This is a genomic window from Streptomyces sp. NPDC093225 (assembly GCF_044753805.1).
GTDB lineage: Bacteria > Actinomycetota > Actinomycetes > Streptomycetales > Streptomycetaceae > Streptomyces.
Genome location: NZ_JBIVNX010000035.1, coordinates 1 through 13,872 on the forward strand (window position 1 = coordinate 1; position 13,872 = coordinate 13,872).

The window sequence follows — 13,872 nt, forward strand, 5'->3', positions numbered from 1 at the left end:
GCCCGCCCCGGCGGGGTGGGGGCCGGGGGGGGGGGGTCGGCGGTGTTGGGGCGACGTTCCTGGGGGGGGGCGGCGCGGGCCGCCGCGGGGGGGGGCGCGGGGGGGGGGCCCCCCCCCCGGGCCCGCGCCGACCCACCCGCCCACCCATCGGGCCGCGTCCGCCCACCCACCGGGCCGCGCCAGCCCACCCGCCCACCCGCCACCCACTCCACCCGCACCACTCCCTGGCCGGATCGTTTCCCCCCGTGCCCACGGCGGCCTGCCCCGCCCGACTCCGTGCAACCAAGGCGTCCGCTCGCGCGTCCGAAGTAGGTACGCACGTTCGGATGCGTGAGGGGACGAGGGGGACGAGGGTGTTTTCTTCTGGGGGAAGGACCCGCTCCGGGGAAGGGGTCCGGACCGGGGCCCCGGCCCGGCGCACGACCGCCGGGGCCGCCAGGGCCGCGGGCGTCGCCGTCACCGGTGCGGCCGTCCTGCTCGGCGTGCTCGGGGCCGCGCCGGCGCAGGCGGCGTCGGGGTGCGCGGGGCGGCTGATGAAGGCCCTGCCGTTCAGCACCGGGACGACGTACGTCTACAAGACGCGTACGCACGCCTGTGCGGTCACGATCCCGCGGAGGCCGGGCGGCCGGCAGCAGATGTCGGTCAGCATCCAGCCGCGCGGCGGTGTGCCGGTGTCCGACAGCGGGAGGTTCACCCGGCTGGCCGGGCCCGTCACCGTGTACGCGCTGACCCGGTGTGTCTATGTGAGGGGTGCGGTGGGCGCGGGATCGGTCGCGTCCGGCTGGATCCTCTGCTGAGACGTCACACCTGAACCTGACGGTCCCCCGCGCTCGACAAGGGCGCCTTTGCGTCGAATTACCACCACAAACGGACCGTCCCTGACCGGATCGGCACCAACCGGGTCTGGTCATGGGCGTGTTGACCCCGCTAGGTTCGCCGCGACCGCAGTGAACTCAAGGGGAGGGTGCATGCGCAAGGCGCTCAGATGGCTGTTGTCGCTCGTGGTGCTCATCGGCACCATGGGCGCGGCCGGCGCCACGGCCGGGGCGGCCACCGCCGCCGGGCCGGGGAACGGCCCGGACATCAAGGACCGGATCCTCGCGATCCCGGGAGTGAGCCTCATCGAGGAGAAGCCGTACGACGGCTACCGCTTCTTCGTACTGAACTACAAGCAGCCGGTCGACCACCGGAAGCCGTGGAAGGGCACCTTCGAGCAGCGGTTCACCCTGCTCCACAAGGACGTCTCGCGCCCGACCGTCTTCTACACGTCGGGCTACAACGTCAACACCAACCCGCGCCGCTCCGAGCCGACGACCATCGTCGACGGCAACCAGGTGTCGCTGGAGTACCGGTTCTTCACCCCGTCGCGGCCCGCGCCCGCCGACTGGTCGAAGCTGGACATCTGGCAGGCCGCCAGCGACCAGCACCGCCTCTTCAAGGCGCTGAAGGCGGTCTACGGCAAGAAGTGGATCGCCACCGGCGGCAGCAAGGGCGGCATGACCGCCACGTACTACGAGCGCTTCTACCCGCGTGACATGGACGGCGTCGTCGCGTACGTCGCGCCCAACGACGTGGTGAACAAGGAGGACTCGGCCTACGACCGCTTCTTCCAGCGGGTCGGCACCAAGGAGTGCCGCGACAAGCTGAACGGCGTGCAGCGCGAGGCGCTGGTCCGCCGCGACGCGCTGGAGACCAAGTACGCCGCGTACGCCGCCGAGAACGGCTACACCTTCACCACCGTCGGCAGCCTCGACAAGGCGTACGAGGCCGTCGTCCTGGACTACACGTGGGCGTTCTGGCAGTACAGCCTGCTCGCCGACTGCGGCTCCATCCCGGCCGCCGCGACGGCGACGGACCAGCAGATCTGGGACTCGGTCGACGCCATCTCCGGCTTCTCGGCCTACACCGACCAGGGCCTGGAGACGTACACCCCGTACTACTACCAGGCGGGCACCCAGCTGGGTTCCCCCGACATCAAGCAGCCGTGGCTGAAGGGCCTGAGCCGCTACGGCTACCAGCCGCCGCGCAACTTCGTGCCGCGCTCCATCCCCATGGCGTTCCAGCCGCGGGCGATGCACGACGTGGACCAGTGGGTGCGCCACAACGCCCGTCACATGCTGTTCGTGTACGGGCAGAACGACCCGTGGGGCGCGGAGCCGTTCCACCTCGGGTACGGCTCCCGTGACAGCTACGTCATGGTGGCCCCCGGCGCCAACCACGGTGCCAACGTCGCCAAGCTGAAGGACGCGGAGAAGGCCCTCGCCACCGCCCGCATCCTCGAGTGGGGCGGTGTCGCCCCGGCCGCCGTGAAGGCGGACGCGGCCAAGGCCCGCCCGCTGGCCAAGCCGGACGCCAAGCTGGACCGCCGCGACGTCGAGCGCGAGCCGGCCCTGCGCCCGTAGTACCGCAGGACCCGCAGGACCCGCAGGACCCGAAGTACCCGCAGTACCCGCAGCACCAAGACCGGGGCCCGTTCGTGCAGGCACGAACGGGCCCCGGCGCATCCCGGCCGGTACGACCGGCACGGCCACGACGACGACCGGCACGGCCACGACGACCGGCACGGCCGCCACGGCGACCAGCACGGCCACGACGGCCAGTTCGGTCAGTACGACAGCCCGAACCCGAGCGGATAGGCCCCCGACACCGCGACCGGCAGCCGCCCGGCCGGCCGGGTCGCCCCCGCCAGCACCCGGGCCGCGGCCCGCATCTCCACGTCCGTCCACGCGTACGTCGCGACGCTCGCCGCGCACTCCGGCAGCCGGGCCACGTCGTACGGGTTGCGCACCGCCACCCCGACCACGGGCACCCCCGCGTCGAGCAGGGCCCGCACCAGCGTCCGCTGCGGGCCCTCGCCCTCGGCCACGTTGTACGTGCACACCACGACCGCGTCGGCCCCGGCCCGGACCGCGCGCACGGCCCCGGCCACGGCGGCGGCATCGGGCGCGAGCCCGGTCGGCACGGCCCGCGCCGCGAATCCCAGGGCGGCCAGTTCCCGTGCCAGCACGGCGGTCGGCGGCCCGGTGGTCCCGCTCGGGGAGGCCGGATCGGCCCCGGTCACCACCACCCGCGGCGTCCTCGCGGCCGACAGCGGCAGCACGCCGCGCGGGTTGGCCAGCAGCGTCGTCGTCCCGGCGGCCACGGCGTCCGCAGCCCTCAGGTGCGCCTGCGTGCCCACCCCGGCCCGTACCTCCTCCGGGGTCGTGAACGCCCTGCCGAACAGTCCCAGCCGCGCCTTGAGTTGGAGGATCCGGAGCACGGATTCGTCGATCCGGCCCTCGTCGATCTCGCCGTCCCGCACCGCCGCCAGCACGCCGCGCTGGGCCAGCGCCAGGTCGGGCGGGTTGAGCAGCTGGTCGCAGCCAGCCTTCAGGGCGAGCACCGGCACCCTGTCGTCCCCGTACTTCTGCCGTACCCCCGCCATGTCGAGGGCGTCCGTCACCACCACGCCCCGGAACCCCAGCCGCTCGCGCAGCACGCCGGTCACGATCGGGCGGGACAGCGTGGCCGGGTCCCCGCTCGGGTCCAGCGCCGGGAACACGATGTGGGCGGTCATCACGACGTCCACCCCGGCCGCCACCGCGGCCCGGAACGGCGGCTCGTCGACGCGCTCCCACTCCTCCCGCGAGTGCCGCATCACGGGCAGCCCCACGTGGCTGTCGGTGTCGGTGTCCCCGTGCCCGGGGAAGTGCTTGGCCGTGGCGGCGATCCCGGCCGCCCGGTAGCCGCGCACCTGCGCCGCCACGAGCCGCGCGACCGCCTCCGGGTCCGCGCCGAAGGAGCGCACGCCGATCACCGGGTTGGCGGGGTTGACGTTCACGTCGGCCACCGGCGCGTAGTCCTGCCGCAGTCCGAGGGCGGCCAGCTCGGTCCCCGCCACCGTCGCGGCCTCCCGGGCCCGTTCGGCCGACCCCCCGGCGCCGAGCGCCATCGCCCCCGGGAACAGCGTGGCGGGCCGCCCGATCCGGGCCACGATCCCGTGCTCCTGGTCCACGGACAGCAGCAGCGGCACCCCGGTCCCGCCGTCGAGCGCGGCCCGCTGGAGCCCGTTGGACAGCTCCGCGACCTGCTGCGGGTCCCGCGTGTTGTGCGCCCACCCGAAGTAGACGACCCCGCCGAGGTGGTAGCGCCGCACCACCTCCGCGGCCGTGCGCACCCCGAACGCCCTGAGGTTCTCCGCCGCGTCCGCCTCGTCCGGCCCGGTCGCCGCATGCCCGTACACCCGGCTGACGAAGAGCTGCCCCACCTTCTCGGCCAGGCTCATCCGCCCGACGACCCGCCGCACCCACGGCTGCGGCCGCGGTACGCCGCCCCGCGGCTCCGCCGCGGACGCCCCCGTAGCCGTCACCACGGCCACGGCGGCCGCCCCCAACAACCCCCGTCGCGAAGTCCACACCATCCCCCGCAAACTACCCCCGCCCCCGGCCGCCCCCCGTCGGACACGCGGCACGCACGGCCCGTCATCGCGGCGTTACGTCCGGCGCCGGTGGCCAGTGGGACCGGAGGGTGCGGACCGTCTCGGTGATGGCGGGGCGGCGGGCGGCGCCGGTGCGCCAGAGGGCGTAGAGGCGGCGGACGGGGGCCGGTTCGACGGGGACGGCGACCGCCCCCGGCGGCAGGGTCCCCGTGCCCAGGCGGGGGATCACGGCGACGCCGAGGCCGGCCGCGACGAGGGCCACGATGGTGTGGTTCTCCTCGGCGGTGTGCACGATCTCGGGCTCGTACCCGGCCGCGCGCAGGGTGCGCATCAGCCAGTCGTGGCAGACCCGGCCCGGCGGCTGGCAGATCCAGCGCTGACCGCCCAGGTCCTCGCGCCGCACCAGGGCCCGCCGCGTGAACGGGTGGTCCTCGGGCACCAGCAGGTCGCAGCGGTCCTCGCCGATCAGGGCCTGCTCGACGCCCTCGGGGGCGGGCAGCGGGGCGATGTCCCAGTCGTGGGCCACGGCCAGGTCCGTGACGCCGCGGGCGACCAGGTCCACGGACAGGTGCGGGTCGACCTCGGACAGGCGGACGTCCAGGGCCGGGTGACGGCGCGCCAGGTCCGCCAGGACGGCCGGCAGCAGGCCGCGTGCGGCGGAGGCGAAGGCGGCGACCGTGAGGCGGCCGCTGGGCCGTCCCCGGCGCTCCTCCAGGGTGGTCTCGGCGCGTTCGACGATGGCCAGCAGCTCCTGGGCCGTGGCCGCGAGGTGGCGGGCCTCCTCGGTCAGGGCCACGCCCCGGCCGCGGCGTTCCAGGAGGGTGGTGCGGGTCTCCCGCTCCAGCTTGGTGATCTGCTGGGAGACCGCGGAGGGCGTGTAGCCCAGGGCGGCGGCCGCGGCGGCGACCGAGCCGTGGACGGAGACGGCGTGCAGGGCGCGGAGGCGGGCCAGGTCGAGCATGGGGTCCAGTGTGGTCCCCGGTCCCCGATTCAGCAAAGATGAATCCGACCCGGTAGAAATGCGCGCTGGTGCTTCATGGTCGAGGGATCGATGCTCGGTGCATGCGTCCCGTACACATCGCCCTCGCCGTGCTCGTCGCCGCCGTCTGGGGCGTCAACTTCGTCGTCATCGAGATCGGGCTCGGCCACTTCCCGCCGCTCCTGCTGTCCGCGCTGCGGTTCCTGGTGGCCGCCCTGCCCGCGGTGTTCCTGGTGGGGCGGCCGACGGTCGCGTGGAAGTGGATCGTGGGCGTGGGGCTGGCCCTCGGGGTGGCCAAGTTCGGGCTGCTGTTCACGGGCATGGCGCAGGGCATGCCGGCCGGCCTGTCCTCGCTGGTGCTGCAGATCCAGGCCGTCTTCACCGCCCTGTTCGCCGCCGCCGCGCTGGGGGAGCGGCCCGGGCGGGTACGGCTGGCCGGCATGGCGGTGGCCTTCGCGGGGATCGCGGTGGCGGCGGTGGACGAAGGCACCTCGGGTCCGGTGCTCGGGTTCGTGCTGGTGGTCGCGGCCGCGGCCTGCTGGGGGGTGTCCAACGTACTGACCCGCAAGGCGGCACCGCCGGACGCCCTCAACTTCATGGTCTGGGTCTGCACGGTCCCGGTGCTGCCGCTGTTCGGGCTCTCGCTGCTGCTGGAGGGCCCCGGGCGCGACGTGGCCGCGCTGCGGTCGCTGGACTGGTCGGGGGTCGGCGTCCTGGCGTACGTGGCCTGGGTGTCGACGGTGTGCGGCTTCGGCGCCTGGGGGTACCTGCTGCGGCGCTACCCGGCTTCGTCCGTGGCGCCCTTCTCGCTGCTCGTGCCGGTGTTCGGGATGAGTTCGGCGGCGGTGGTGCTGGGGGAGCCGGTGAGCCCGCTGCGGTGGGTGGCGGCGGTGCTGCTGGTGGGGGGCGTGGCGGTGACGTCGTTCGGGCCGGTCGGGGCCCGTACCGGCGGCCCGGTCAGCGCGGGTGGCCCTCCTGCAGGGGAAGCCGCCAGTCCTGCCCCTTCAGGTCCGCTCCGAACGAGCGGTGCGGGCGCTCCGCCGTCAACGTGAACCCGGCCCGCTGGTAGACCCCGCGGGCGGCGTCCAGCACGTCGTTGGTCCACAGCACCAGTTCGCGGTAGCCCACCTCGCGCGCGAACGCGATGACGGCGTCGACCAGGCGCGTGCCGATGCCCAGGCCCCGCCCCTCGGGATCGACCAGCAGCAGCCGGAGCCGGGCGGTGCCCGGGGCCTCGTCGCGCACGCACATGACGGAGCCCACCGGGCGGCCGTCGAGCTCCGCGATCCACACCCGCTCCAGGTGCGGGTCGTGGTCCTCGGCGAAGTCCGCGACGATCCGGGCGACGAGGCCCTCGAAGTCGGCGTTCCAGCCGTACTCGGCGGCGTAGAGCGCACCGTGCCGCTGCACGATCCAGCCGAGGTCGCCGGGTTCGGGGTCGCGCAGCCGTACGTCGTCGCGGGAAGGGCGGGGCCGGGCCGTGTCCATGGGGCCCAAAATAGCCCGGCCGGGCCCGTACGGGTGAGGGGCGGATGCCGGCCTGCCGGGCTTCGCGAGCACCCCTGCCATGCCGGAAACATTACGTGTGTGGTCATTTGGCGGCGTGTCATGATCGCCTTGAGGCCGTTTAGGTAACGGAAAAATAAATCTCGTCCGAGCGTGCAACCGTCCGCGGGGGTCGTGGGTCGTACATGGCGTCGGAACTTCCGGGAGGGGATCTGGGGGGATCGGGAAGTCTCCGACGAGGGTGGGGACCCACGCGAGGGGGTTCCGGTCGCTTGCGGCCGGACCCCCTTCGCTGTTCTCCGCGGTCCGCCCCCAGTCGCCACGTGCGCAGCCTCCTCCTCCGCCGTTTCCGGCCGAGCGGTCGTCCACAGGCCCAACGTGCTGTCGGCGCGCGGCGGTAGCGTCGGGGCATGTCGAATCTGGCGGTGGTGGAAGGGGTACTCGAGCGGATCACGTACGCCAACGAGGAGAACGGCTACACGGTCGCCCGGGTGGACACCGGACGCGGCGGTGCCGACCTCCTCACGGTCGTCGGATCGCTGCTCGGTGCGCAGCCCGGTGAGTCCCTGCGGATGGAGGGCCGTTGGGGCTCGCACCCGCAGTACGGGCGGCAGTTCAGCGTGGAGAACTACACCACCGTGCTGCCCGCGACCGTGCAGGGCATCCGCCGCTACCTCGGCTCGGGCCTGATCAAGGGCATCGGCCCGCGCATCGCCGACCGGATCGTGGAGCATTTCGGCACGGACACGCTCGACGTCATCGAGGCCGAGCCGAAGCGCCTGATCGAGGTGCCCGGGCTCGGCCCGAAGCGGACGAAGCTCATCGGCGCCGCGTGGGAGGAGCAGAAGGCCATCAAGGAGGTGATGGTCTTCCTCCAGGGCGTGGGGGTCTCCACCTCCATCGCGGTGCGCATCTACAAGAAGTACGGGGACGCCTCCATCTCGGTGGTGCGGAACCAGCCCTACCGGCTGGCCGCCGACGTGTGGGGCATCGGCTTCCTGACCGCCGACCGGATCGCCCAGGCCGTGGGGATCCCGCACGACAGTCCCGAGCGGGTCAAGGCGGGCCTGCAGTACGCGCTGTCCCAGTCCGCCGACCAGGGCCACTGCTTCCTGCCCGAGGAGATCCTGATCGCCGACGCGGTCAAGCTCCTCCAGGTCGACACCGGCCTGGTGATCGAGTGCCTGGCCGAGCTGGCCGCGGAGGGGGCGGCCGGCGAGGGCGGCGTCGTACGGGAGTCCGTACCGGATCCACAGGGTGGGGACACCCCGCTCCGGGCCATCTACCTGGTGCCGTTCCACCGGGCCGAGCTGTCACTGACCGGGCAGGTGCGGCGGCTGCTGTCGGCCGAGGAGGACCGGATGCCGGGGTTCGGGGACGTCGACTGGGACAAGGCCCTGTCCTGGCTGGCCGCCCGCACCGGGGCCGAGCTCGCCCCCGAACAGCGCGACGCGGTGAAGCTGGCGCTCACGCGCAAGGTGGCCGTGCTCACCGGCGGGCCCGGCTGCGGAAAGTCCTTCACCGTCCGCTCGATCGTGGAACTGGCCCGGGCCAAGCGGGCCAAGGTGGTGCTGGCCGCGCCCACCGGCCGGGCCGCCAAGCGGCTGGCCGAGCTGACCGGGGCCGAGGCCTCCACGGTGCACCGGCTGCTGGAGCTGAAGCCCGGCGGCGACGCGGCCTACGACCGGGACCGCCCGCTGGACGCCGACCTGGTGGTGGTCGACGAGGCCTCGATGCTCGACCTGCTGCTGGCGAACAAGCTCGTCAAGGCGGTGGCCCCGGGGGCCCACCTGCTGCTGGTCGGGGACGTCGACCAGCTCCCCTCGGTCGGCGCCGGCGAGGTGCTCCGGGACCTGTTGGCCGAGGGCGGGCCGGTCCCGGCGGTCCGGCTGACCAGGATCTTCCGGCAGGCCCAGCAGTCCGGGGTGGTGACCAACGCGCACCGGATCAACACCGGCCAGCCGCCGCTCACCCAGGGGTTGCCGGACTTCTTCCTCTTCGCCGAGGAGGACACCGAGGAGGCGGGGCGGCTGGCGGTGGACGTGGCGGCCCGTCGGATTCCGGCCAGGTTCGGGCTCGACCCGCGGCGCGACGTACAGGTGCTGGCGCCCATGCACCGCGGCCCGGCGGGCGCGGGTCACCTCAACGGGCTCCTCCAGCAGGCCATCACCCCGGCGCGGCCGGAACTGCCCGAGAAGCGGTTCGGCGGCCGGGTCTTCCGCGTGGGGGACAAAGTCACCCAGATCCGCAACAACTATGAGAAAGGCGCGAACGGGGTATTCAATGGCACAGTGGGCGTGGTGACCGCCCTCAACCTCGATGATCAGCGGTTGACCGTCCGTACCGACGAGGACGAGGAGGTCGGGTACGACTTCGACGAGCTCGACGAGCTGGCGCACGCGTACGCCGTCACCATCCACCGTTCCCAGGGGAGTGAATATCCCGCTGTGGTGATCCCCGTCACCACCGGCGCCTGGATGATGCTCCAGCGGAACCTTCTGTACACGGCGGTCACCCGAGCGAAGAAACTGGTCGTGCTGGTCGGTTCCCGCAAGGCCCTCGGTCAGGCGGTGCGTACCGTTTCCGCAGGCAGGAGGTACACAGCGGTGGCCCCCAGGCTGTCCGGCCGGATACCGGTGGGAAACATCACCAAGAAATGATCGATCATTGGGGTTTCCACCTCTGGTGCGGAGGGGGCAGTATGAGCAGGTTGACGGCACTCAGTGCCGCCATAGGGCCCGAAGGCCGACCCCGAGTGCACTCTCCTGCGCCAAATGGGGGAAGGTAGAGGCAGTCAGGGCACCTCGAAGAAGAGGCACTACGTCGGTGAGGGATGACGTGAGCGACAACTCTGTAGTACTGCGGTACGCGGACGGTGAGTACACCTACCCGGTGGTCGACAGCACCGTCGGCGACAAGGGCTTCGACATCTCGAAGCTCCGCGCCCAGACCGGTCTGGTCACCCTGGACAGCGGCTACGGCAACACCGCTGCCTACAAATCCGCGATCACCTACCTGGACGGTGAGCAGGGCATCCTGCGCTACCGCGGCTACCCGATCGAGCAGCTCGCCGAGCGCTCGACGTTCCTCGAGGTCGCCTACCTGCTGATCAACGGCGAGCTGCCGACCGTCGACCAGCTCGCGTCGTTCCGCAACGAGATCACCCAGCACACGCTGCTGCACGAGGACGTCAAGCGCTTCTACGACGGCTTCCCGCGCGACGCGCACCCGATGGCCATGCTGTCCTCCGTGGTCAGCGCGCTGTCGACGTTCTACCAGGACAGCCACAACCCGTTCGACGACAAGCAGCGCCACATCTCGACGATCCGGCTGCTGGCCAAGCTGCCGACGATCGCCGCGTACGCGTACAAGAAGTCGGTCGGCCACCCGGTGGTCTACCCGCGCAACGACCTCGGCTACGTCGAGAACTTCCTGCGCATGACCTTCTCCGTGCCGGCCCAGGAGTACGAGCTCGACCCGGTCGTGGTCTCCGCGCTCGACAAGCTCCTGATCCTGCACGCGGACCACGAGCAGAACTGCTCCACCTCCACCGTCCGCCTGGTCGGCTCCTCGCAGGCGAACATGTTCGCCTCGATCTCCGCCGGCATCAGCGCCCTGTGGGGCCCGCTGCACGGTGGCGCCAACCAGTCGGTGCTGGAGATGCTCGAGGGCATCCAGGCCGCCGGCGGCGACGTGGACTCCTTCATCCGCAAGGTGAAGAACAAGGAGGACGGCGTCCGCCTGATGGGCTTCGGCCACCGCGTCTACAAGAGCTTCGACCCGCGCGCGAAGATCATCAAGGCGGCGGCGCACGACGTCCTCTCGGCGCTCGGCAAGAGCGACGAGCTGCTGGACATCGCCCTCAAGCTGGAGGAGCACGCCCTGGCGGACTCCTACTTCGTCGAGCGCAACCTGTACCCGAACGTGGACTTCTACACGGGTCTGATCTACCGCGCCATGGGCTTCCCGACCGAGATGTTCACCGTGCTCTTCGCGCTCGGCCGGCTGCCCGGCTGGATCGCCCAGTGGCACGAGATGATCAAGGAGCCGGGTTCCCGCATCGGCCGCCCGCGCCAGATCTACACGGGCGTCGTCGAGCGCGACTTCGTCCCGGTCGAGGCCCGCTGACCGCAGCAAGGCCCCGAGGCACGCGAAAAGCGCCCCGCCGTCGATCCCCCCACGGGTCGAAGACGGGGCGCTTTCCCATCCCCGGAGCGGATTCCCCCCACGGGACCCGAGCCGGGTGTCGGCGAAGGGGTCGCGCGCCCTCACGGGCCGCGACCCCTAATGGGTTGCGCTGTCTGCCGGGACCCGCACGGTGTCGGGAGGGCCGCTCAAGCTCCCCGACGGTACGGTGCCCCGGCCGGCCGACGCCCGGACGTCCCCCAAGACGTCCCCGAACGTCCCCCAAGACGTTCATGGCATCAGCTCATTAGACTCGCGTCACCCCCGGATGGTTACGTTCGTGTCCCTGTGATCTGTGTCTCGTGTGAAGGATCTGTGCGGGAGCTGCGAACGCTACCGCCCCGCGACCCCCACGGGAAGGGTTACGGGGCGGTAGTGGAGGATCATCGGAGGATCAGCGGAAGGACCTCAGGCGCAGGCTGTTCGACACCACGAAGACCGAGGAGAAGGCCATCGCGGCCCCCGCGATCATCGGGTTGAGCAGGCCCGCCGCGGCCAGCGGCAGCGCCGCCAGGTTGTAGCCGAAGGCCCAGAACAGGTTCCCCTTGATGGTGGCCAGCGTCCGCCGCGAGAGCCGGATCGCGTCCGCCGCCACGCGCAGGTCGCCCCGGACCAGCGTGAGGTCCCCGGCCTCGATGGCCGCGTCCGTGCCCGTCCCCATCGCCAGGCCCAGGTCGGCCTGGGCGAGGGCGGCCGCGTCGTTGACCCCGTCCCCGACCATGGCGACCGTACGACCCTCCGCCTGGAGGCGCTTGACGACGTCGACCTTGTCCTGCGGCAGCACCTCGGCGATCACCTCGTCGATGCCCACCTCGCGGGCCACCGACTCCGCCACGGCCCGGTTGTCGCCGGTCAGCAGCACCGGGGTGAGCCCCAGGCCGCGCAGCCGGGCGACCGCCTCGGCGCTGGTGTCCTTGACGGCGTCGGCGACGGTCAGGACGCCGCGGGCCGCCCCGTCCCAGGCCACCAGGACCGCGGTGCGCCCCGCCGCCTCGGCCGCGGCCTTCGCCCGCGCCAGCTCGACCGGGAGCGTGACGGACCACTCGGCGAGCAGCTTCTCGCGGCCGACCAGGACCGCGTGGCCGTCGACCACGCCCTCGACGCCGAGTCCGGCGACGTTCCGGAAGCCCTCCGGGACCGGCAGGGCCCCGACGCGCTCGGCGGCGCCGGCCGCGATCGCCCGGGCGACCGGGTGCTCGGAGGCGTGCTCGAGCGAGCCGGCCAGCCGGAGCAGCTCGGCGGGGTCGGTGCCGTCGGCGGCGACCGCGTCGTACAGGGCCATGCGCCCGGTGGTGACCGTACCCGTCTTGTCGAGGACGACGGTGTCCACGCGACGGGTGGACTCCAGCACCTCCGGTCCCTTGATCAGGATGCCGAGCTGGGCGCCCCGCCCGGTGCCCACCAGCAGCGCGGTCGGCGTGGCCAGGCCCAGCGCGCAGGGGCACGCGATGATCAGTACGGCCACGGCGGCGGTGAACGCGGCGGTGGCGTCGCCTCCGACGAACAGCCAGGTCAGCAGGGTGCCCAGGGCGATCAGCAGGACGATCGGGACGAAGACGGCGGCGATCCGGTCGGCCAGCCGCTGCACCTCGGCCTTGCCGCTCTGGGCGTCCTCGACCAGCTTGGCCATCCGGGCGAGCTGGGTGTCCGCGCCGACGCGGGTCGCCTCGACGACCAGCCGCCCCGAGGCGTTCACCGTGGCGCCGGTGACGGAGTCGCCGACGGTGACGTCGACGGGGACGGACTCGCCGGTGAGCAGGGCGGCGTCCACGGCCGAGGAGCCCTCGACCACCAGCCCGTCCGTGGCGATCTTCTCGCCGGGCCGGACGACGAACCGGTCGCCCACGGCCAGCTGTGCGACGGGGATGCGCACCTCGGTGCCGCCGCGCAGCACGGCCACGTCCTTGGCGCCGAGCTCCAGCAGGGCGCGCAGGGCTGCGCCGGCCTTCCGCTTGGAGCGGGCCTCCAGGTAGCGGCCGAGCAGGATGAAGGCGATGACCCCGGCGGCGACCTCCAGGTAGAGGGTGGAGTCGCCCTCGCCCGGGGAGACGGTGAGGTCGAAGCCGTGGCGCATGCCGGTCATGCCGGCGTGGCCGAAGAACAGCGCCCACAGGGACCAGCCGAAGGCCGCCAGCGTGCCGAGGGAGACCAGGGTGTCCATCGTGGCGGCGCCGTGCCGGGCGTTGGTCCAGGCGGCCTTGTGGAAGGGGTGGCCGCCCCAGACCACCACGGGTGCCGCCAGGGTCAGCGACAGCCACTGCCAGTTGTCGAACTGGAGGGCGGGGACCATGGCGAGCAGGACGACGGGGGCGGCGAGCAGCGCCGAGACGAGCAGGCGGTGGCGGAGCACCGAGAGCTCGGGGTCGGTCCGCGCACCGTCGGCCCCGGATCGGGATCCGGACCCTGCTCCGGTTCTAGTTCCGGTTCCGGTTCCAGTTCCGGTTCCGGCCGTGACCTCGGGGCCGGCCACGGGCTCCGGCTCGGCCGGCGGGGGCGGCTCCTCGGCGGTGTAGCCGGTCTTCACGACGGTCGCGATCAGGTCGGCGACCTCGACCCCGTCGGCGTAGGCGACCCTCGCCTTCTCGGTGGCGTAGTTCACCGAGGCCGTGACCCCGTCCATGCGGTTGAGCTTCTTCTCGATGCGGGCCGCGCAGGAGGCGCAGGTCATCCCGCCGATGGCGAGCTCGACCTCGCGGGTCGGCGCGGCGGGCGCTATCGGGTCGTCGTGCAGGGTGCTGCTCATGTCCGGCTCCAAGGGGAGGGCCGGGCCGTACGGGTCCAGTAT

8 protein-coding genes and 1 pseudogene are annotated in these 13,872 nt (G+C 72.7%); 5 read left to right on the top strand and 4 right to left on the bottom strand.

Going from position 1 to position 13,872, the window contains the following annotated elements; all coding sequences use genetic code 11:
- Positions 1-353: 353 nt before the first annotated feature.
- Entirely contained in the window at positions 354-797 is a 444-nt protein-coding gene (locus ACIQCH_RS27020) for a hypothetical protein (RefSeq protein WP_402584985.1), read from the top strand.
- Positions 798-968: 171 nt separating this feature from the next.
- Complete coding sequence (locus ACIQCH_RS27025; protein ID WP_402584987.1) at positions 969-2,402, top strand: S28 family serine protease; 1,434 nt, start codon at positions 969-971, stop codon at positions 2,400-2,402.
- 203 nt (positions 2,403-2,605) lie between these two features.
- Here the strand turns inward: ACIQCH_RS27025 and ACIQCH_RS27030 are convergent, their stop codons facing one another.
- A complete protein-coding gene (locus tag ACIQCH_RS27030) occupies positions 2,606-4,399 on the bottom strand; it encodes a glycoside hydrolase family 3 protein (protein ID WP_402584989.1) in 1,794 nt (597 codons plus the stop codon).
- Positions 4,400-4,460: 61 nt separating this feature from the next.
- The gene (locus ACIQCH_RS27035; RefSeq protein ID WP_402584991.1) at positions 4,461-5,378 is read right to left on the bottom strand and encodes a LysR substrate-binding domain-containing protein; all 918 of its coding nucleotides are present in this window, start codon (positions 5,376-5,378) and stop codon (positions 4,461-4,463) included.
- 101 nt (positions 5,379-5,479) lie between these two features.
- Between ACIQCH_RS27035 and ACIQCH_RS27040 the strand changes: the two genes are divergently transcribed.
- Positions 5,480-6,448: an EamA family transporter gene (locus ACIQCH_RS27040; protein WP_402584993.1), complete on the top strand. Its 969-nt coding sequence runs from the start codon at positions 5,480-5,482 to the stop codon at positions 6,446-6,448.
- Here ACIQCH_RS27040 and ACIQCH_RS27045 read toward each other — a convergent pair.
- Positions 6,354-6,863: pseudogene (locus ACIQCH_RS27045) on the bottom strand (GNAT family N-acetyltransferase); the annotation flags it as partial. The gene ACIQCH_RS27040 and the pseudogene ACIQCH_RS27045 sit on opposite strands and share 95 nt — an antisense overlap.
- Positions 6,864-7,312: 449 nt before the next feature.
- On the opposite strand from ACIQCH_RS27045, the gene ACIQCH_RS27050 reads away from it, so the two are divergent.
- Together ACIQCH_RS27050 and ACIQCH_RS27055 are read left to right on the top strand one after the other, a co-directional pair.
- Positions 7,313-9,562: an ATP-dependent RecD-like DNA helicase gene (locus ACIQCH_RS27050; protein ID WP_402584995.1), complete on the top strand. Its 2,250-nt coding sequence runs from the start codon at positions 7,313-7,315 to the stop codon at positions 9,560-9,562.
- A 178-nt stretch (positions 9,563-9,740) separates the two neighbouring features.
- The gene (locus tag ACIQCH_RS27055; protein WP_030204765.1) at positions 9,741-11,030 is read left to right on the top strand and encodes a citrate synthase; all 1,290 of its coding nucleotides are present in this window, start codon (positions 9,741-9,743) and stop codon (positions 11,028-11,030) included.
- 451 nt (positions 11,031-11,481) lie between these two features.
- Here the strand turns inward: ACIQCH_RS27055 and ACIQCH_RS27060 are convergent, their stop codons facing one another.
- Positions 11,482-13,830, bottom strand: a complete 2,349-nt coding sequence (locus ACIQCH_RS27060; RefSeq protein WP_402584997.1) for a heavy metal translocating P-type ATPase — start codon at positions 13,828-13,830, stop codon at positions 11,482-11,484.
- Positions 13,831-13,872 lie beyond the last annotated feature (42 nt).

Bases quoted from the DNA above. Each gene is read 5' to 3' on its own strand.
- ACIQCH_RS27025 (WP_402584987.1), top strand. From the start codon at position 969: ATGCGCAAGGCGCTCAGATGGCTGTTGTCGCTCGTGGTGCTCATCGGC.
- ACIQCH_RS27030 (WP_402584989.1), bottom strand. From the start codon at position 4,399: ATGGTGTGGACTTCGCGACGGGGGTTGTTGGGGGCGGCCGCCGTGGCC.
- ACIQCH_RS27035 (WP_402584991.1), bottom strand. From the start codon at position 5,378: ATGCTCGACCTGGCCCGCCTCCGCGCCCTGCACGCCGTCTCCGTCCAC.
- ACIQCH_RS27040 (WP_402584993.1), top strand. From the start codon at position 5,480: ATGCGTCCCGTACACATCGCCCTCGCCGTGCTCGTCGCCGCCGTCTGG.
- ACIQCH_RS27050 (WP_402584995.1), top strand. From the start codon at position 7,313: ATGTCGAATCTGGCGGTGGTGGAAGGGGTACTCGAGCGGATCACGTAC.
- ACIQCH_RS27060 (WP_402584997.1), bottom strand. From the start codon at position 13,830: ATGAGCAGCACCCTGCACGACGACCCGATAGCGCCCGCCGCGCCGACC.